Consider the following 17,385-nt stretch of genomic DNA (forward strand, 5'->3'; position numbering starts at 1 on the left):
TTAGGAGCAAGCGTGGCGCTCCCAGGCGATCCCCGTGTCTCAAGGCTGCGGATCGAAGCGCAGGGAAGCGGAATTGATGCAATAGCGCAATCCGGTCGGTGGCGGGCCGTCCGGGAAGACGTGGCCCAGGTGGGCGTCGCAGACGGCGCAGACGATTTCCGTGCGCACCATGCCATGGCTGCGGTCGACGATTTCCGTCACGTTGGCCGGATCGAGGGCCTGGAAATAGCTGGGCCAGCCGCAGCCGGAGTCGAACTTCGTGTCCGAGGCAAACAGCGGCGTGTTGCAGCAGACGCAGGTGTAGATGCCGTGTTCATGGTGGTCCCAGAACTTGCCCGTGAAGGCCCGTTCCGTGGCCGCGTGGCGCGTGACTTCGTATTGCATGGAATCGAGCATGGCGCGCCATTCGGCGTCCGTTTTTTTGACTTTATTGGTGGTCATGGTAATACCTCAGGATGAGCAACTGACTTCAAGGTGGCTGGCCCAGTCGGGCGGCAGCGCCGCATAGTGCTGGTGTTCGGGCTGTTCGTCAAATGGCTTTTGCAATATTTCCAGCAATTTTGCCACTTCCGTGTAATCGTGCTGCTGGGCTTTTTCGATGGCAACCTGCGCCAGGTAGTTGCGCAGCACGTATTTCGGGTTGACCGCATTCATGGCCGCTTGCCGTTCCGCATCGACGCTGTGCTCCTGCAGCAGGCGCGCGCGGTAGCTGCCGGCCCACGCATCGAAGGCGGGACGGTCGATGAACATGTCGCGCAGTGGCGCATCCGTTTCCGGGCTTGCCACTTGCAGTGTAGACAGGGTGCGGAAAAAGTTCGTGAAATCCACGTGATTGGCTTGCATCAGCGCAAACATGCCGTCGAAAAGCGCCGTGTCTTCGTCCTGCGCCGTGCGCAAACCGAGCTTGGCGCGCAGCAAGGCGTTCATCTTCGCGGCAAACGCGCCCTGATAGCCGTCCAGCGCCGCCTGCGCCAGTTCCACTTCGCCGATCAGCGGCAGCAGGGCCTGGCCCAGCGCATAGCAGTTCCAGTGGCCCACCTGCGGCTGGTTGGCGTAGGAATAGCGGCCTTGCTGGTCCGTGTGATTGCAGATGTGCTCGGCATCGAACGCTTCCATGAAGCCGAACGGGCCGTAATCGAGGGTCAGGCCCAGGATGGACATATTGTCCGTGTTCATCACGCCATGCATGAAGCCGACGGCTTGCCATTGCGCCACCAGCTCGGCCGTGCGCACGCTCACCTCGGCCAGCAAGGCTTGATATGGATTTGATGCAGCGCGCAAATGCGGATAAAAACCGTCGATCACGTAGTCGGCGAGGATTTTCAGCTCGTCCGGTTTCTTGCGGTAAAACCAGTGCTCGAACGAGCCGAAGCGCACGAAGCTGGGCGCCATGCGCGTGACGACGGCCGCCGTTTCTACCGTTTCGCGCATGATGCCTTGCTGCGAGCCCATGATGGACAGCGCGCGCGAGGTGGGGATGCCCAGCGCCGCCATGGCTTCCGAACAGAGGAATTCGCGGATGGACGAGCGCAGCACGGCGCGGCCGTCGCCCATGCGCGAATACGGCGTGGCGCCGGCGCCTTTCAGCTGCAGCTCCATGGGACCGTTCGTCGTGGCGATATCGCCCAGCAAGATGGCGCGGCCATCGCCGAGCTGGCCGGCCCAGACGCCGAACTGGTGGCCCGAATACACGGCCGACAATGGCTGCGAGCGCTCGGCAACGGCGTTGCCGCTGAATAGTGCCACGTAGTCGGACTCGGCCAGGCGTGCCGCATCGAGCCCCACCAGGGCCGCCGCCGGCGCGCTGGCGGCCACAAAGTAGGGTGCGGGCAGGGGCGTGGGCATCAGGCGCGTATAGAACGCGGGCGGCAAGGCCGCGAAGGAGTTGTCCAGGGGTAAGGTATGAGCGGTGATGGCGATTCCATTCAATAGTGTCAAGCGCGCCAGCGGTGTGCGCCGGCCGGAAAGGCGATTTTACCGCACGGCGCCGCGGCGTGCGGCGCCGTGCCATTTCCCCGCGCCGCCATGCCGGTTTGCCCGTGCGCGCGGCGGGAAAAACGGCGAAAAAACGGAATGGAAAATTCCATGCTGCATTGCAATATCGAAATGCGTTGACGATTTCCGCACGACCGTACGAAACTAGGCCATCTTAGTTAAAACTCAAGAATAGAAGCGAGCCATCCCGGGCCCTGCCGCTATTCGCTTACCAGGAGACACGATGTCGGCATTCCCCTTGAGTCCAGTGATGGGCCAGATGATGAATCAGCCCCTGCTGATTTCCAGCATTATCGAGTTTGCAGCGCGTCATTATGGGAGCGGAGAAATCGTCTCGCGGCGGGTGGAGGGCGATGTGCACCGCTATACCTACCGCGATTGCCACCAGCGCACGCGGCGCCTGGCCAACGCCCTGCATGGCCTCGGCGTCGGCATGGGCGACCGCGTCGCCACCCTGGCCTGGAATGGCTACCGCCACCTGGAAGCCTACTATGCCGTGTCCGGCTCGGGCGCAGTGCTGCACACGATCAACCCGCGCCTGTTTCCCGAGCAGATCGCCTACATCTCGAACCATGCGGAAGACCAGGTGCTGCTGTTCGACCTGACCTTCCTGCCCGTGGTGGAAAAGATCGCCGCCGATTGCACCTTCGTCCGGCACTTCGTGCTGATGTGCGACCGCGACCGCATGCCCGCCAGCAGCATCCCCGACCTGCTGTGCTATGAAGACTTGATCGACACGCATTCGGACGAATACACCTGGCCCCTGTTCGATGAGAATTCGGCCGCCGCCCTGTGCTATACGTCGGGCACGACGGGCAACCCGAAGGGCGCGCTGTACTCGCACCGCTCGACGGTGCTGCATGCGTATGCCTCGGCCATGCCCAGCGCCCTGAACGTGCGCGCCACCGACACGGTCCTGCCCGTCGTGCCCATGTTCCACGTGAATGCCTGGGGCTTGCCGTATTCCGTGCTGCTGTCGGGCGCGCGCATGGTGTTTCCCGGCGCGGCGCTGGACGGCAAGTCGCTGTACGAGCTGTTCGAAACGGAAAAGGTGACGTTCTCGGCCGGCGTGCCCACCGTCTGGCTGGGACTGCTGAACTACGCCTTGCAGAACGACTTGAAGTTTTCCACCTTCCGCCGCACGGTGATCGGCGGCGCCGCCTGTCCGCCGGCCATGATGGATACCCTGATCGACAAGTTCGACGTGGAAGTCATCCACGGCTGGGGCATGACGGAAATGTCGCCGCTGGGCACCACGGGCGGCTTGCAGACGCGCCACCTGGCCATGAGCAAGGAAGCGCAGCGCGACATCCTGCACAAGCAGGGCCATGCCATCTATGGCGTGGACATGAAGATCGTTGACGACGATGGCAAGGAATTGCCGTGGGATGGCGTCGCCTATGGCCATTTGCTGGTGAAAGGGCCGTGGATCATCTCGTCCTACTACAAGAACGAGGGCGGCGAGGTGCTGCAGGATGGCTGGTTCCCCACGGGCGACGTGGCCACCATCGATGCGGACGGCTACATGCAGATCACGGACCGCAGCAAGGACGTAATCAAGTCGGGCGGCGAGTGGATAGGCACCATCGACCTGGAAAACCTGGCCATGGCGCACCCGGCCGTGCTGCAGGCGGCTTGCATCGGCGTATTCCACCCGAAATGGGATGAGCGCCCCGTGCTGGTGGTGGTGGTGCGCCCGGGCATGGCTGTCACGCGCGAGGCCTTGCTGCAGTTCTTCGAGGGCAAGATCGCCAAGTGGTGGACGCCCGACGACGTGCTGTTCATTGACGCCTTGCCCATGGGCGCCACGGGCAAGATCCAGAAGAACAAGCTGCGCGAGCAGTTCAAGGGGCACAAGCTGCCAGGCTTGTAGGCAGGCGGCGCGGCGCGGGCCTTACGCGGCCTGCGGCAGCGCCGAGCCCAGTTTTTCCAGCAAGTGTTCGCACTGGAATACGGACAGGGTCTGGCGCTGGGCCTCCGTGCCGATATCGATCATGTCATCCATGTCGCTGCGCAAGTCGTCGTGCGTGCCCGTGCGGATGATTTGCGGCGCCGCAAAGCGCTGGCTGTCGGAAATGGTCATGATGTTGTCGACGTGGTCGACGAGGAAGCCGTAGCGCTCCTCGCCCCGTTCCACGATGAGGATCTTGCCGGCGCTTGCGTCCGGCAAGGCCGGCATCGCGTACAGCTGGCGCAAGTCGATGATGCTGATCATTTGCTGGCGCAGGTTGAGCATGCCGCGCATGCAGGCCGGCATGCCGGGCGGCGTCGTGATGGCGGCGCTGAAGTCGATGATTTCGCGCACCTGTCCGATTTCCACGGCAAACTGCGTTTCCACCGTGAAGGTGATGTAGACGCGGCGCTGCGCCTTCAGCGTGGCGGCGCTGGCCGTTTCCGCATCGGCCGGATACAGGCGCGCGTGGCCGTCGCGCATCTCGACGATCTCCGTTTGCGACAGGATTTCCTTATGGTCGAGGAAAATGATGTCGCCCAGCCCCTCTTTCGTGATGCAGCCGGCAAACATGGCCGCGCGCGCCTTGCTCAGCAGGGGAATCGGCAGCACTTCATCGCCGAAGAAATGCACGATGCTGTCGACCGAATCGACGAGGAAGCCCACCGTCGTGTCGTCCAGGCGCACGACGATGATGCGCTGGTCCGGCGTGGCCGCCTTGCCGGATGCGGCCGCATGCAGCAGGGCGCCGAAGTCGACGACGGCCACCTGGCTGCCGCGAAAATGCATGCGTCCCAGGCACAGCGCACTATTCAGTATCGAGCTGTGCAGTTCCGGCACGCGGATGATTTCCTGGATCGCGCACATCTCGAAGGCAAACGTGGCACCCGCCGCATGGAAGCTGACGCACTGCCGGCGCTCGCTTTGCGCGTGGTAGCGGGCCGTGCTGAGCTTGGCGCCGCTCGCTTGCAGGGCCAGCACGTGCGGCACGTTTTCGATGCGCAGCATGGCTTGCGGGTCGAGGATTTGCAGCAGGCGGGCACCGCCGTCGAGCAATATCGTGCCGGCGATGACGGCATGGGCGTCGCTGGCCGCATATTGCAGGGCGCTGCGCTGGCTGGCGGGCACGCGCAGGATTTCGCCCGTATCCTGGAAGACGATGCCAATCAGCACCTGCTGGAAATCGAGTATGGCGATCTTGTCGCTGGGCACGGCGCGCGGTGCGTCGGCATGGAACAAGCGGCCCAGGTTGACGACGGGAATGACGCTGCCGCGCAGGGTGAACATGCCTTCCAGGTAGGGCGGCGACAGGGGCAGGGTCGTGACCCTGGCCGGATAGTTGACCACTTCGCGGATGCAGCTGGCGGGCAGGGCGAATTCATCGTCGCCGAGAAAGAAGGAGCCGAACAGTTCCGTGGCCGCCTCGCCGCCGGCCTCGGTGTGCAAGCCCGTCGCTTCATGCATGTCCATATGCGCTTTCCTTGCGTTGAGTCAAAGGGGCGTGCGCCACCACGTCGGTGACGGCAAAGCTGTGGCGGGCACAATCGATCAGCAGCTGGCGGCCGTGGCGTCCGCCCAGCGCGCAGAAACTGACGTGCAGGCCGCACTGGTCCAGGTATTTCTGCGCCGCTTCCGCGTTTTGCCGGCCCACCTGCAGACGCCCGTTGCGCGGGCCAAACATGCTGGCGCCGCCGGCCAGCACCACTTCGATGTCGGGATAATCGGCCTGGCGCGCCCCCATCAGGCGCAGCAGCGAGGGCACGGCCTGGCTTACATAGCGCGCGCCCAGGGCTGCTTCCCGGCCCGGCGCTTCCGGCAGCAGGCAGTGGGCGAGACCGCAGCAATGGCCTTTCTTCCAGAGGAAGCCGATGCCGATGCAGGAGCCGAGCAAGGCTTGCAGCTGCTCGCCGTGCGTGCCCACGCTGAGTTGCCCCATGCCAACCTGCTGCAGGGGCACGCCGTGTTCAGGGAGAAGGACGCTGCTGCTCATGCCGTGCCCGCCTTATAAATCATGGGAAACTCGAATTGGTAGCCGGTGCCGAGGCGGGCGATGGTTTCCGACTCGCCCAGGATCAGCCGGCCATCGTCCTTGAGGCTGCCGCGCGCCTGGCGCAGCACGGTCTCCTGGTGCTCGGCGTCGAAGTAAATCAGCACATTGCGCAGGAACACGAGGTCGAACTGCTGGGCCGGGCGCAGCGCTTCCAGCAGGTTATGCTGGGCAAAGCTGACGTGCTGGCGCAGCTCCTCGTTGATGCTGACGCCATACGGCGAGGGCGTGAAATACTTGCGCAGCAAATCCGGATGCGACAGGCGGATGCGCTCGACGGAGCGGCCGCTGTACTGGCCGGCCCGGGCCGCGGCGAGGATTTGCTGCGAAATGTCGCTGGCCAGGATCTGGTAGCGAAAGGCCGGCACTTGCAGCTTGAATTGCTCGCACAGCATGGCGATCGAATACAGCTCCTCGCCGCTGGCGGCGGCCGCCGACCACACTTTCAGGCAGGCGCCAGGATGGGCGCGGGCCCAGGCGGGCAGGTAGCGGTCGCGCACATAGTCCCACACCTGCGGCGTGCGGAAGAACAGGGTGTCGTTGGTGGTCACCAGGTCGATGAAATGGCTCACTTCGTCGCGGTCGCTGGCCACGCGCTCCAGGTAAGCCTGGTAGCTGTGCAGCGACAGCGCCTGCAGCCGGGGCTGCAGGCGCCGCTCTAGCAAGACGCTCTTGCGCGGCGTCATGGCGATGCCCGTATGCTCGCGCACCAGCGCGATCAGGCTCGTCAGGACCTCGGGCGTCAGGCTGGCCGCGTGGCTCATGGCCTACACCACGAAACCGGAGACAGTCTGGTTCAGGCTGCCCGCGCGCTCGTTCAGGCCATCGGTGGAGCGGGCGATGCTGTCGCAGTTGGCGGCCGACTTTTCCGTTTCCTCGGCGATATACTGGATCGCCGTCGACACTTCGCGCGCCGTCAGTAGCTGCTCGTTGGCCGCCTTCGAGATATCCGAGATGGCCAGCGTGGTTTTCGCCACGCCCGAGACGATCTTGTCGAAGGCGTCGCTGGCCTGGCGCGAAATCTCGCTGCCCGTCGAGACGCGCTTGACGGATTCGTTGATCAGCTTGGAAATTTCCTTGGTTGCCTGCGAGGAGCGCTCGGCCAGCTTGCGCACTTCGTCGGCGACGACGGAAAAGCCCAGGCCGTGTTCGCCCGCGCGCGCCGCCTCGATGGCCGCGTTGAAGGCCAGCATATTGGTCTGGTTGGCGATTTCGCTGATGACCTTGACGATTTCGCCGATGTCTTCCGACGAGCGGTTGATCAAGTCCATCGCCTCGATCGACTTGGCGACGGCGCGCGCGCCCGCTTCCGCCTCCTGCTGCGTGGCTTTCGCCAGGTAGTCGGCGTTCGAGGTGTTTTCGGCGATGGAATTGATGGAAAAGGTCAGGCCGTCGATGGACGCGTTCATTTCCTCGACCGTCGCGCCCAGCGCCTGCGTGCCGACGGCCACGCCCGTGGCCCGCTCGGCGATCGCGTGCGAGGCGTCGGCAAAGCCGTTCGCCGCCGACACCACGTTGCCGATCACGCCGCGCAGGTCGACGATCATCTTGCTGATGCCGCCGGCCAGCAGGTCGATCGGTTCCTCGCCTTCGGGCACGATATTGCAGGTCAGGTCGCCTTGCGCCGCGCGCGCCACGGATTCGAGCAGGGCATTGACCTTGCGGCTGTCGTTGGCGGACCTGGCCTGGATGCTGTTTTCCAGGTTCACCTGGTCCGTGATGTCGATGGCGAATTTCACCACCTTATATGGCTTGCCGTTGAGGTCGAGGATGGGGTTGTAAGTGGCCTGTATCCACACCACCTTGCCGTGGTTGCCCAGGCGCTTGTAGCGGCCGCTGTCGAATTCGCCGCGGTTGAGCTTTTGCCAGAACTTCTTGTAGTCGGCGCTGCTCGCATACTCGGGCTCGCAGAACTGGCGGTGGTGCTCGCCCTTGATGTCGCTCAAATCGTAGCCCATGACGGCGAGGAAATTTTCGTTCGCGTCGAGCACATTGCCCTGCATGTCGAACTCGATCACGGCCTGGGCCTTGCCGATGGCGCTGACCTTGCCTTCGTACTCGGCGTTGCGTTTCTTCAGGGCCGTGATGTCGCTGGCGAACTTGACCACCTTGAACGGCCGGCCTTCCGCGTCGAAGATGGGATTGTAGGTGGCGTTGAGCCAGATTTCGCGGCCATCCTTCGTCACGCGCTTGTATTCGCCGGCGTCGAACAGGCCTTGTCCCAGTTTCTGCCAGAACTGCGCATATTCGTCGCTCTTGGCATACTCGGCTTCGCAAAAGATGCGGTGGTGCTTGCCCTCGATTTCCTCGGGCGTATAGCCGACGGCCTTGAGGAAGTTTTCGTTGGCGCGGATGATGGTGCCGTCGAGGCGGAATTCGATCACGGCCTGCGCCTTGCTGATGGCGTTGATCTTGCCTTCGTAATCGGCAGTGCGGCGCTTGCTGGCCGTGATGTCGGTGGCAAACTTGATGACTTTGTACGGCTTGCCGTCGGCGTCGAGAATGGGGTTATAGGAAGCGTTGATCCACACTTCGCGCCCATCCTTGGTCAGGCGCTTGTATTCGCCCTGGTCGAATTCGCCGCGGGCCAGCCGGGCCCAGAAGTTGCGGTATTCGGGCGTTTTCACATACTCGGGGTCGCAGAACAGCGCATGGTGCTTGCCTTGCACCTCCGCCAGGGTATAGCCGAGCACGTTCAAGAAATTGTCGTTCGCATGCAGGATGGTGCCGTCGAGTTCGAATTCGATCACGGCCTGTACACGGTTGAGTGCAGTATTTATCGCTTGTAAGTCCAGATCCTGCGAATGGCTGACATGGCTGGCTGCGTCCATAGTATTTCCTTCTGTGTGAGGCGAAGTGAATGGGGGCGATAATACTGATCTGGTAATGACTACATAAATGGCTTACATCCATGAAAAAATGATGGCGACCGTGCGCGCGGTGATAATCGGTGAGAATGTCCGCAATACGCACGGCTATTTCGGCAATGACTGTGCCTAATATTAAATCAATTGCAGAGTATTGATTTGAATCAACTATTTTATTATTCCCCAGCGTCAGGCGAAAAACAAGGGGGCTGAATAAATAATGCGAAAAGTGTCGTTATTGTCCAGTGTCGGTATATATCGGGGCATTTTTCATATAATAAAACGATGTTTTTCTTATTGCTGTTTTATTATTTAAATGAATATCCAAACGATAGCTGCTGGCATCGGGCGCGGTCCGTGCCGCCCTGCGCAGGTGGGCGATGTTGTACCATGGCGCCCAAGGCGACCGCCTGGCACGCCACGACAAAAATAATACGAGCGTTCTTTTATGCGGTATAGTGAAGCTTCATCCCTTGCAACCACCTCATACGTTGAGTAAAACCAATAAGGAAGAGACATGAGTGCTGAATATCAGGTGAACGGCGCCGTTGCCGTCATTACCCTTAGCAATCCGCCAGTCAATGGCCTGGGCCTGGCAACGCGCACGGCCGCCGTCGCCGGCATCCGCCAGGCGCTGGCCGACGACAGCGTGAAAGCCATCGTCATCACGGGCGCCGGCAAGGCCTTCTCGGGCGGCGCCGATATCAAGGAATTCAATTCGCCCAAGGCGCTCACGGAACCGACCCTGCATACCCTGATCAATGTGGTCGAGCAGTCGGGCAAGCCCGTCGTGGCGGCCATCCACAGCGTCTGCATGGGCGGCGGCCTGGAGCTGGCGCTCGGCTGCAACTACCGCGTGGCCGCGCCGGGCGCGCAGATGGCCTTGCCGGAAGTCAAGCTGGGCATCTTGCCGGGCGCGGGCGGCACGCAGCGCCTGCCGCGCGTGCTGGGCCTGGAAATGGCGCTCAACATGATCGTCTCGGGTACGCCCGTGGCGTCCGACAAGCTGGCCGGCACGGCCCTGTTCGACGAAGTCATCGCGCCGGGCGCGGACTTGCTGGGCGCCGCCGTGGCCTTCGCGACGAAGGTGGCCGACGTGCGCCCGTTGCCGAAAGTGCGCGAGCGCAAGGTCGATTACCCGAACTACGAAGCCTTTCTGCAGTTTTCGCGCAATACGGTGAAAGCCATGTCCGGCCCGTTCCCCGCGCCGCTGAAATGCGTGGATGCCGTGGCGGCCGCCGTGACGATGAAATTCGACGACGGCTTGAAGTATGAGCGCGAACTGTTCATGCAGCTGGTGCAGTCGCCCGAGTCGAAAGCCCTGCGCCACGCCTTCTTTGCCGAGCGCGTGGCCAGCAAGGTGCCCGACGTGCCGGCCGATACGCCCGTGCGCACGATCGCCGGCGCGGCCATCGTCGGCGCCGGCACCATGGGCGGCGGCATCGCCATGAACTTCGCCAACGCGGGCATACCCGTGACGCTGCTGGAAACGCAGCAGGAAGCGCTGGACAAGGGCCTGGCCACCATCCGCAGGAATTACGAGAACACGGTGAAGAAGGGCAAGCTGACGCAAGAGAAGGCCGAGCAGCGCATCGCATTGGTCAGCGGCACGCTGGCCTATGCGGATATCGCGCAGGCCGACATCGTCATCGAAGCCGTCTTCGAAGAGCTGGGTGTGAAGGAAACCGTGTTCCGCCAGCTCGACGCCGTCATGAAGCCGGGCGCCATCCTCGCCTCGAACACCTCGACCCTGGACCTGGACAAGATCGCCGCGTTTACCGCGCGGCCGCAGGACGTGGTCGGCACGCATTTCTTCAGCCCCGCGAACGTCATGAAGCTGCTGGAAATCGTGCGCGGCAAGGCAACGGGCAAGGACGTGCTGGCGACGGCGCTGGCGCTGTCGAAAAAGCTGAAAAAGACGGGCGTCGTCTCGGGCGTGTGCGACGGCTTCATCGGCAACCGCATGATCGAACAGTACAGCCGCCAGGCCGGATTCCTGCTGGAGGAAGGCTGTTTGCCGGAGCAGGTGGACAAGGCGGTCGAGAAATTCGGTTTCGCCATGGGCCCGTTCCGCATGGGCGACCTGGCCGGCAACGACATCGGCTGGGCCATCCGCAAGCGCCGCTATGTGGAAAAGCCGGAAGTGACGTATTCGAAGACGGCCGACCTGCTGTGCGAATTGAAACGCTATGGCCAGAAGACGGGCGCCGGCTGGTATGACTACAAGGCGGGCGACCGCAAGGCCTATCCATCGGAGCAGGTCAATGCCATGATCGTGCAGCATAGCGCCGACATCGGCGTGGCGCGGCGCAAGATCGGCGACCAGGAAATCGTCGAGCGGCTCGTGTATGCGCTCGTCAACGAGGGCGCGCGCATCCTGGAAGAGGGCATCGCCCTGCGCGCTTCGGACATCGACATGGTCTACCTGACGGGCTACGGCTTCCCCCTGTTCCGCGGCGGCCCCATGTTCTATGCGGACAGCGTCGGCTTGCCGAACGTGCTCGATACGATCAATGGCTACGCGAAAGGCCGCCACGGCGAGGCATGGACGCCGGCGCCGCTGCTGGTGAAGCTGGCGGGCGAGGGCAAGGGATTCAATAGCTGATGATGGGGTAGGTCGGATGTAGGTCGGATTAGCGAGGCTGCGCCTCGCGTAATCCGACAACATTGTTGGCCGTAGCGGTGTCGGATTACGCGGCATGCCGCCAATCCGACCTGCGTTGTTATTTCTTCTTCGCCACCATCTTCACCGCTTCGTTGACGATGACGGGGTTGTCCTTCTGGATGTAGTAGCCGGCGCCCGTGATACGCTCGATGGCCGGCGCGCCGGACAGGCGCTGCCAGTCCTTCTCCTGCGCCCGCACCAGGGCTTCAAACGAGCCCATTTCCTCGATGCCGAACTTGTCGCGCACCAGCAGCATGGCCGGGATGCGCAGCGGGCTGGCCATGTCCACATGCTGCAGGCACTGCGCCTGGGCATCGAATTCGGCCGACTCGGCACTGTTGAAAATCAGCTTGCGCCGCGTCTTCACGAGCATGGCGTAGGTGGACGCGTCCGTCTGCATGCGGTTCCATTGCTGCGGGTGGGTAGGGTCGAGCAAGACCAGCCCGGCCACGTCCTGCGGATACAGCTTGGCATACACGTACTGGTACAGGCCTCCCAAGCCCTGGCCGACCAGCACATATGGCGGCTTCAGGCCCGCTTGCGCCAGCAGGGCGCGCTGCTGGGCCGCGATGGTGCACGGGTCGCGCGGCGTGGTGGTTTTCCGGCTGTCGCCGTAGCCGGGACGGTCATACACGAGCACGCGGTGCTGCTTTGCCACTTCGGGCACCACGGTGGTCCACACATCCTTGCCGTCGCCCATGGCCGACTGGAAGACCACCGGCAGCGTGCCTTGTCCTGTCAGCGTGTAGGCGATGGTGGCGTCGGGCAGGGCGGCGGTGGCCGGCACGCCGGGCATCACGGGGGAAGATGGCAGCAGGGAGCAACCGGACAGCAACAGCCCGACACTGCCGAGGAGAATGGCGCGCGCGCGGCGGTCGACGAATAGATGATGCATGAATTTCCTTCTTGGTGCAGGGACCGGGGACCGGTATGGCGTGCCAGCCATTATAGGCAAATCGTCCTGAAGTGGAAATGCCGAACAGAGACGGTTTTCCGTCCTGTCAGCCGGCGTCGGCGCGATGGCAGACGGCTTCGATGCGGTTGCCGTCCGGATCGAACAGAAAGGCCGCGTAATAGCTGGCGTGATAATGGCGCAAGCCCGGCGCGCCCAGGTCGAAGCCGCCGTGCGCCAGGCCCGCCTGCCAGAAGGCGTCCACGGCGGCGCGCGATGGCGCCTTGAAGCAGCAGTGGCGGCGCGGCGCGTCGTCGGGCGCGGGACCGAGGCGCACGGAAAAATAGCTGCGCGCGGGGAATTCGGCGTCGCTGCGTTCGCCATAGCCTATCCACGCGTTCGCATGGTCGCTGCCCACCTTGGGCACGCCCAGCGCGGCGAAGACGGCGTCGTAGAAGCGTTCCGCGCGCGCCAGGTCGGCAACGGTGAGGGAAACGTGATCGAGCATGGGCACTCCACTGTAATCGGGGACGGCCATAGCATAGCCCGTATCGGACGCCATGTGGGCCTGGCGAGGGCAGAATGACCAAGTGATCCTGTGCGAAGACTACCTTTGGTCAAGGCAGGCCCAGATCAGGCGGAGAGCGGCGCGCGGTGGCGGCTCAGGACGAGCAGGAGCAGGCCGTGCCCGCTGGCGCGCTGCCGCAAGCACAGATCGGGCAGGCCGGCGCCGGACGCGCGATCCTGGCGACGATGCCACGGCTGAGCGCTTGCACGCGCGGCGCGAACAGCATCACGGCGCAAAAGGCGACGGGCCAGGCGGCAAGGAAGGCATGGCCCCAGCGCGGCAGGAAGTCCGCCTGCAGGCCGATATTGAGCCAGGTGACCCAGGCGCTCATCAGCAAGGTCATCACCAGCGACATCAGCAGGGCAAACACGAAACGCAGGCGCAGGGCGTCGGACATGGCGTCATCTTCCAAATGATTGAGAAATGACAGCGTAAACACTTGCGGCAATCTATACTAGAGCGAAATTTTTAATTTCAAATTCCATAAATGAAATCATATTCGACGCATCATGCTGGATGACCTGGCCCTGTTTGTCGCCATCGTGGAGGCGGGCAGCCTGCATGCGGCCGCCGTGCAGGAAGACTTGCCGCCCGCCACCGTCACGCGCCGCCTGCAAAAACTGGAAAGCGAGCTCGGTTACCGCTTGCTGAACCGCAGCGCGCGCCGCCTGCAGCCGACGGCGGAAGGCTGGCAATACTATGAGCAGTGCCGCCCGCTCGTGCATGCCTTGCGGCAAGCCACGCGGCAGCTCGACGCCAGCCTGTCGGCCGTCTCGGGCAGCATCCGCGTGCTGGCGCCCGTCAACTTTGCCAGCGGCCTGCTGACGCCGGCCTGGGTCAGCTTCATGCGGCAGTATCCCGATATCCGCCTGGAGCTGGAACTGTCGAACCGCCTGCAAGACCTGGTGGTGAGCGGCGCCGACCTGGCCATCCGCGTGGGCGCGCTCGACGATTCCTCGCTGATGCAGCGCCGCCTGGGCAGCGCCGCGCTGGTGATGGTGGCCGCGCCCGCTTACCTGGCGCGCGCCGGCGTGCCGCAAGACTTGCAGGAACTCGAGCGGCATGAGCTGATCGTGGCCGAACCGCTGCGCAGCTGGCGCTTGCGGCGGCCCGGCGACGGCGCCGAAATGGTGATCCAGCCGCAGGCGCGCCTGCGCGTCAATGAAATGCGCCTGGCCGTGGAAATGGCGGACGCCGGCATCGGCATCTTGCTGTGTCCGCTGCTGCAATGCCGCGACGAAGTGGCCCGTGGCAGCCTGGTGCGCGTCCTGCCCGACTGGATGCCGCAGCCGCGCCACGTGTACGCCGTGTGGACGCAGCGGCGCTACCTGCCGGCCCGCGTGCGCGTGCTGCTCGAGCACCTGGCCACGTTTGCGGCCGGCAATCCCCTGTTGAACGGGGAGCCGGGCGCTTAAATCGCCTGCTGCCGCGCCAGCCACCGCGTGAACTGGCGCAGCGCCGGCACGAAGCCGTCAGCCGGCGCGGCGCCCGGCCGGGCCTGGGCCAGGAAGCAGGCCAGCTGCGCCCGCATGGCGGGATGGCGGCGCAGGAACAGCTGCGCGTGCTCGTCCAGGCTGGCGGGCCAGCAGGCGTCGCCGTCGCGGCGCAGGATATTCGTGGAACGGATCAGCTTGCGTGACGCTTCCCGCTGCAGGCGCGCGATGGCGGCCGGCTCGGTCGCACTGTCGAGGCGCCGCGCGTAGTCGTCCAGCACGTGGGCAAAGTCGCCATTCACGGCCATGGCGATGGCGCGCGATGGCGCAAACGGCGCAAAGTGACAGGACAGGTCGTCGCCCCACAGACAGCGGCACTGGTGCTTGAGCCAGTAGCCCCAGCTGTACAAGTGCTCCGGCGCCAGCACCTGGGCCCGGTGGCCGATATCGAAATCGACCTTGAGCACTTCCGGATGGCGCGCCTGCAACGCCTGGCGCAGCGTTTCCAGCGCCGCGGCGTGCGCCGGTGCCGGCGCCTGGCGCAGCACCAGCGTCAGGTCGAGGTCGGATACGCCAGGCGTGGCGTCGCCGCGCGCGATGCTGCCGTAAAGGTAGATGCCATCGAGCAAGTCCCCGGCGTGCGCGGCCAGGGTGGCGCAGGCGTCCTGCAGCAGGGCGTCGAAGGCTGGCTGCAGCGCAGCGTCGGGGGCGGGCGGCAGGAAGGTGGCGGTGGCGGGCATGTCCGGAGCATTGAGCGTGAAAGCAACAGCTACCATAGCATGCGGCCGGGCTGGCGCGCCAGGCAGGGCCGGGAAGCATGGGCGCCCCCGTTAATTATTACCATTCAGTAATACCGAGCGCTTGTACTTCGCGCCGGGATCGCGTTAAGATAAAGCCGCTCGCTTATCAAGCTTGTAACCTGGTGTTTTTTGTCGCGCAATCCCTTCCATACACATGTGAGATGCAATGAAATATCTGATCGTTCCCTTCCTGTTGGCCATTACCGGCTGCGAGGTACTGTATGACGCGAACCGGGACAAGATCGGCGAGTACTGCAACAGCCTGAATAATTTCGACGACCGCAATGCCTGCCGCAAGCGCAACCAGACCAGCTACCAGGAATACGTGCAGCAGCGCGACAAGCTGAAAAAGGGCGCCACGGAAAAGTAAGCGTCCCGCCGCCGCATAAAAAAACGCCGCTGACATGTCAGCGGCGTTTTGCTTTGCGGGCCCCGGCAGCGCGGCCGGGGCTTGCATTGCATCAGTCGTCGGCGTAGATATTGTTGTCTTTGGTTTCGCCGACAAACAGGGTGCCGATCACGACAGTCGCCAGGGCGACGACGATCGGATACCACAGGCCATAATAGATGTCGCCCTTGAAGGCCACCAGCGCGAAGGCCGTGGTCGGCAACAGGCCGCCGAACCAGCCGTTACCAATATGGTAAGGCAGGGACATCGAGGTATAGCGTATGCGGGTCGGGAACATTTCCACCAGCATGGCGGCGATCGGGCCGTACACCATGGTCACGTACAGCACCAGGATGAACAGCAGCAGCACGACCATCGGCTTGTTGATCTGTTCCGGATCGGCTTTCGCAGGGTAACCGGCTTCCTTGATGCCGGCGCCCAGTTCCTTCTTCAGCGCCGCTTCATGGGCCTTGCTCTCGGCGTCGAAGTTCAGGCCATCGGCCGTCATGACGGCGTTAAACGAGGAGAACTCCTTCGTGCCGATGCGGACCTTGGCGATGCTGCCCGCCGGTGCATCTTCCTTCGTGTAGTTGACGGAGCTGTTCGACAGGAAGCCGGTGGCGATGTCGCACGACGATGGGAATTTCTTGGTGCCCGTCATGTTGAACTGGAAGTGGCAGGAGGCGGGATCGGCCACCACGACCACTGGCGAGTTCTTCAGTGCAGCTTCCAGTTGCGGGTTGGCGAAGTGGGTCAGGCCGTTGAAGATCGGGAAGTAGGTGGCGGCGGCGATCAGGCAGCCGCCGAGGATGATGTACTTGCGGCCGATGCGGTCGGACAGGCTGCCGAAGAACAGGAAGAACGGCGTGGCCAGCAGCAGGGCGATGGCGACGAGCACGTTGGCCGTTGCCAGGTCCACTTTCAGGGTCTGGATCATGAAGAACAGCGCGTAGAACTGGCCCGTGTACCACACGACGGCCTGGCCTGCGGTCAGGCCGATCAGGGCCAGGATGACGATCTTCAGGTTTTTCCACTTGCCGAACGCTTCCGTCAGCGGGGCTTTCGAGGTCTTGCCTTCGGCTTTCATCTTGGCGAACGCCGGCGATTCATTCATGGCCATGCGGATCCAGACGGAAATACCCAGCAGCACCACGGAGAGCAGGAACGGCACGCGCCAGCCCCATGCCTCGAATGCCTGCTCGCCGGTCGCCAGGCGGGTGCCCAGGATGACCATCAGCGACAGGAAGAAGCCCAGGGTCGCCGTCGTCTGGATCCACGCCGTGAACGCACCGCGCTTGCCTTCAGGGGCGTGTTCCGCCACATACGTGGCGGCGCCGCCGTATTCGCCGCCCAGGGCCAGGCCTTGCAGGATGCGCAGGATGACGAGGATGATAGGCGCGGCGATGCCGATGGACGCATGGCCCGGCAGCAAGCCGACGATGAAGGTGGAGCCACCCATGATGATGATGGTGACGAGGAAGGTGTACTTGCGGCCGATCATGTCGCCGAGGCGGCCGAAGACCAGCGCGCCGAAGGGACGCACGATGAAGCCGGCGGCAAAGGCCAGCAGCGCGAAAATGAAGGTGGTGGTGGGGTCGCCGATGAAGAATTGCTTGGCGATGATGGAGGCCAGCGAACCGTACAGGTAAAAATCGTACCATTCAAAGACGGTGCCTAGCGAGGACGCAAAGATGACCTTGCGTTCCTCCGGCGTAATCGGAGTTCCCTTGGTGGAAATTTTCCGTACGTCGGCCGAGCCGGATGGTGTTGCCATGGTTT

At 63.5% G+C, this 17,385-nt stretch carries 16 protein-coding genes; 4 read left to right on the plus strand and 12 right to left on the minus strand.

Annotated elements, in window-relative coordinates:
- Positions 1–39: 39 nt before the first annotated feature.
- The 3 genes from msrB to AC1RDJ_RS06885 are packed head-to-tail and all read right to left on the minus strand — an operon-like array spanning position 40 to position 2,087.
- A complete protein-coding gene (msrB, locus tag AC1RDJ_RS06875) occupies positions 40–441 on the minus strand; it encodes a peptide-methionine (R)-S-oxide reductase MsrB (protein WP_070218372.1) in 402 nt (133 codons plus the stop codon).
- Between the two features lie 9 nt (positions 442–450).
- The gene (locus AC1RDJ_RS06880) at positions 451–1,929 is read right to left on the minus strand and encodes a protein adenylyltransferase SelO (RefSeq protein WP_493027152.1); all 1,479 of its coding nucleotides are present in this window, start codon (positions 1,927–1,929) and stop codon (positions 451–453) included.
- A gap of 5 nt (positions 1,930–1,934) precedes the next feature.
- The gene (locus AC1RDJ_RS06885; RefSeq protein ID WP_493027031.1) at positions 1,935–2,087 is read right to left on the minus strand and encodes a hypothetical protein; all 153 of its coding nucleotides are present in this window, start codon (positions 2,085–2,087) and stop codon (positions 1,935–1,937) included.
- A gap of 131 nt (positions 2,088–2,218) precedes the next feature.
- Between AC1RDJ_RS06885 and AC1RDJ_RS06890 the strand changes: the two genes are divergently transcribed.
- A complete protein-coding gene (locus AC1RDJ_RS06890; protein ID WP_289886635.1) occupies positions 2,219–3,868 on the plus strand; it encodes a 3-(methylthio)propionyl-CoA ligase in 1,650 nt (549 codons plus the stop codon).
- Positions 3,869–3,889: 21 nt separating this feature from the next.
- Here AC1RDJ_RS06890 and AC1RDJ_RS06895 read toward each other — a convergent pair whose 3' ends face one another.
- Genes AC1RDJ_RS06895 through AC1RDJ_RS06910 form a run of 4 tightly spaced genes read right to left on the minus strand, consistent with a single transcriptional unit; the run spans position 3,890 to position 8,824 of the window.
- On the minus strand, positions 3,890–5,416 hold the full coding sequence (locus tag AC1RDJ_RS06895; RefSeq protein WP_493027032.1) for a chemotaxis protein CheW: 1,527 nt from the start codon (positions 5,414–5,416) through the stop codon (positions 3,890–3,892).
- Positions 5,403–5,936 carry a chemotaxis protein CheD gene (locus AC1RDJ_RS06900; protein ID WP_071323530.1) on the minus strand — a complete coding sequence of 178 codons (534 nt, stop codon included), beginning with the start codon at positions 5,934–5,936 and terminating at the stop codon, positions 5,403–5,405. Before AC1RDJ_RS06900 ends, AC1RDJ_RS06895 begins: the two co-directional genes overlap by 14 nt.
- Positions 5,933–6,757, minus strand: coding sequence for a CheR family methyltransferase (locus AC1RDJ_RS06905; RefSeq protein WP_493027033.1), 825 nt, complete (start codon positions 6,755–6,757; stop codon positions 5,933–5,935). The genes AC1RDJ_RS06900 and AC1RDJ_RS06905 overlap by 4 nt, the downstream gene beginning before the upstream one ends.
- Before the next feature lie 3 nt (positions 6,758–6,760).
- Positions 6,761–8,824: a methyl-accepting chemotaxis protein gene (locus AC1RDJ_RS06910; RefSeq protein WP_083411782.1), complete on the minus strand. Its 2,064-nt coding sequence runs from the start codon at positions 8,822–8,824 to the stop codon at positions 6,761–6,763.
- A gap of 553 nt (positions 8,825–9,377) precedes the next feature.
- Here AC1RDJ_RS06910 and AC1RDJ_RS06915 point away from each other — a divergent pair.
- Entirely contained in the window at positions 9,378–11,465 is a 2,088-nt protein-coding gene (locus tag AC1RDJ_RS06915; RefSeq protein WP_493027034.1) for a 3-hydroxyacyl-CoA dehydrogenase NAD-binding domain-containing protein, read from the plus strand.
- A 118-nt stretch (positions 11,466–11,583) separates the two neighbouring features.
- Here AC1RDJ_RS06915 and AC1RDJ_RS06920 read toward each other — a convergent pair whose 3' ends face one another.
- The 3 genes from AC1RDJ_RS06920 to AC1RDJ_RS06930 all read right to left on the minus strand — a co-directional run bounded on the left by AC1RDJ_RS06920 (position 11,584) and on the right by AC1RDJ_RS06930 (position 13,382).
- On the minus strand, positions 11,584–12,420 hold the full coding sequence (locus AC1RDJ_RS06920; RefSeq protein WP_493027035.1) for an alpha/beta fold hydrolase: 837 nt from the start codon (positions 12,418–12,420) through the stop codon (positions 11,584–11,586).
- A gap of 106 nt (positions 12,421–12,526) precedes the next feature.
- Positions 12,527–12,925, minus strand: coding sequence for a VOC family protein (locus AC1RDJ_RS06925; RefSeq protein WP_071323534.1), 399 nt, complete (start codon positions 12,923–12,925; stop codon positions 12,527–12,529).
- 154 nt (positions 12,926–13,079) lie between these two features.
- Positions 13,080–13,382, minus strand: coding sequence for a DUF2798 domain-containing protein (locus AC1RDJ_RS06930; RefSeq protein ID WP_493027036.1), 303 nt, complete (start codon positions 13,380–13,382; stop codon positions 13,080–13,082).
- Between the two features lie 112 nt (positions 13,383–13,494).
- On the opposite strand from AC1RDJ_RS06930, the gene AC1RDJ_RS06935 reads away from it, so the two are divergent.
- Complete coding sequence (locus AC1RDJ_RS06935) at positions 13,495–14,400, plus strand: LysR family transcriptional regulator (RefSeq protein ID WP_493027037.1); 906 nt, start codon at positions 13,495–13,497, stop codon at positions 14,398–14,400.
- On the opposite strand, the gene AC1RDJ_RS06940 is transcribed toward AC1RDJ_RS06935, so the two are convergent.
- Complete coding sequence (locus AC1RDJ_RS06940) at positions 14,397–15,158, minus strand: nucleotidyltransferase domain-containing protein (protein ID WP_493027038.1); 762 nt, start codon at positions 15,156–15,158, stop codon at positions 14,397–14,399. The genes AC1RDJ_RS06935 and AC1RDJ_RS06940 overlap by 4 nt on opposite strands.
- A gap of 226 nt (positions 15,159–15,384) precedes the next feature.
- On the opposite strand from AC1RDJ_RS06940, the gene AC1RDJ_RS06945 reads away from it, so the two are divergent.
- Positions 15,385–15,588 carry a hypothetical protein gene (locus AC1RDJ_RS06945; RefSeq protein ID WP_071323537.1) on the plus strand — a complete coding sequence of 68 codons (204 nt, stop codon included), beginning with the start codon at positions 15,385–15,387 and terminating at the stop codon, positions 15,586–15,588.
- Between the two features lie 91 nt (positions 15,589–15,679).
- Here AC1RDJ_RS06945 and AC1RDJ_RS06950 read toward each other — a convergent pair whose 3' ends face one another.
- The gene (locus AC1RDJ_RS06950; RefSeq protein WP_071323538.1) at positions 15,680–17,380 is read right to left on the minus strand and encodes an MFS transporter; all 1,701 of its coding nucleotides are present in this window, start codon (positions 17,378–17,380) and stop codon (positions 15,680–15,682) included.
- Positions 17,381–17,385: the final 5 nt, after the last annotated feature.

The sequence above is a fragment of the Janthinobacterium sp. GW822-FHT07H10 genome, from assembly GCF_058798675.1.

What these genes read in the sequence shown, in the direction of transcription:
- AC1RDJ_RS06920 (WP_493027035.1), bottom strand. Translation starts at nt 12,420, where the DNA reads ATGCATCATCTATTCGTCGACCGCCGCGCGCGCGCCATTCTCCTCGGC.
- AC1RDJ_RS06900 (WP_071323530.1), bottom strand. Translation starts at nt 5,936, where the DNA reads ATGAGCAGCAGCGTCCTTCTCCCTGAACACGGCGTGCCCCTGCAGCAG.
- AC1RDJ_RS06905 (WP_493027033.1), bottom strand. Translation starts at nt 6,757, where the DNA reads ATGAGCCACGCGGCCAGCCTGACGCCCGAGGTCCTGACGAGCCTGATC.
- AC1RDJ_RS06950 (WP_071323538.1), bottom strand. Translation starts at nt 17,380, where the DNA reads ATGGCAACACCATCCGGCTCGGCCGACGTACGGAAAATTTCCACCAAG.
- AC1RDJ_RS06895 (WP_493027032.1), bottom strand. Translation starts at nt 5,416, where the DNA reads ATGGACATGCATGAAGCGACGGGCTTGCACACCGAGGCCGGCGGCGAG.
- AC1RDJ_RS06915 (WP_493027034.1), top strand. Translation starts at nt 9,378, where the DNA reads ATGAGTGCTGAATATCAGGTGAACGGCGCCGTTGCCGTCATTACCCTT.
- AC1RDJ_RS06935 (WP_493027037.1), top strand. Translation starts at nt 13,495, where the DNA reads ATGCTGGATGACCTGGCCCTGTTTGTCGCCATCGTGGAGGCGGGCAGC.
- AC1RDJ_RS06925 (WP_071323534.1), bottom strand. Translation starts at nt 12,925, where the DNA reads ATGCTCGATCACGTTTCCCTCACCGTTGCCGACCTGGCGCGCGCGGAA.
- AC1RDJ_RS06910 (WP_083411782.1), bottom strand. Translation starts at nt 8,824, where the DNA reads ATGGACGCAGCCAGCCATGTCAGCCATTCGCAGGATCTGGACTTACAA.
- AC1RDJ_RS06945 (WP_071323537.1), top strand. Translation starts at nt 15,385, where the DNA reads ATGAAATATCTGATCGTTCCCTTCCTGTTGGCCATTACCGGCTGCGAG.
- AC1RDJ_RS06930 (WP_493027036.1), bottom strand. Translation starts at nt 13,382, where the DNA reads ATGTCCGACGCCCTGCGCCTGCGTTTCGTGTTTGCCCTGCTGATGTCG.
- AC1RDJ_RS06890 (WP_289886635.1), top strand. Translation starts at nt 2,219, where the DNA reads ATGTCGGCATTCCCCTTGAGTCCAGTGATGGGCCAGATGATGAATCAG.
- AC1RDJ_RS06940 (WP_493027038.1), bottom strand. Translation starts at nt 15,158, where the DNA reads ATGCCCGCCACCGCCACCTTCCTGCCGCCCGCCCCCGACGCTGCGCTG.
- AC1RDJ_RS06885 (WP_493027031.1), bottom strand. Translation starts at nt 2,087, where the DNA reads ATGGAATTTTCCATTCCGTTTTTTCGCCGTTTTTCCCGCCGCGCGCAC.
- msrB (WP_070218372.1), bottom strand. Translation starts at nt 441, where the DNA reads ATGACCACCAATAAAGTCAAAAAAACGGACGCCGAATGGCGCGCCATG.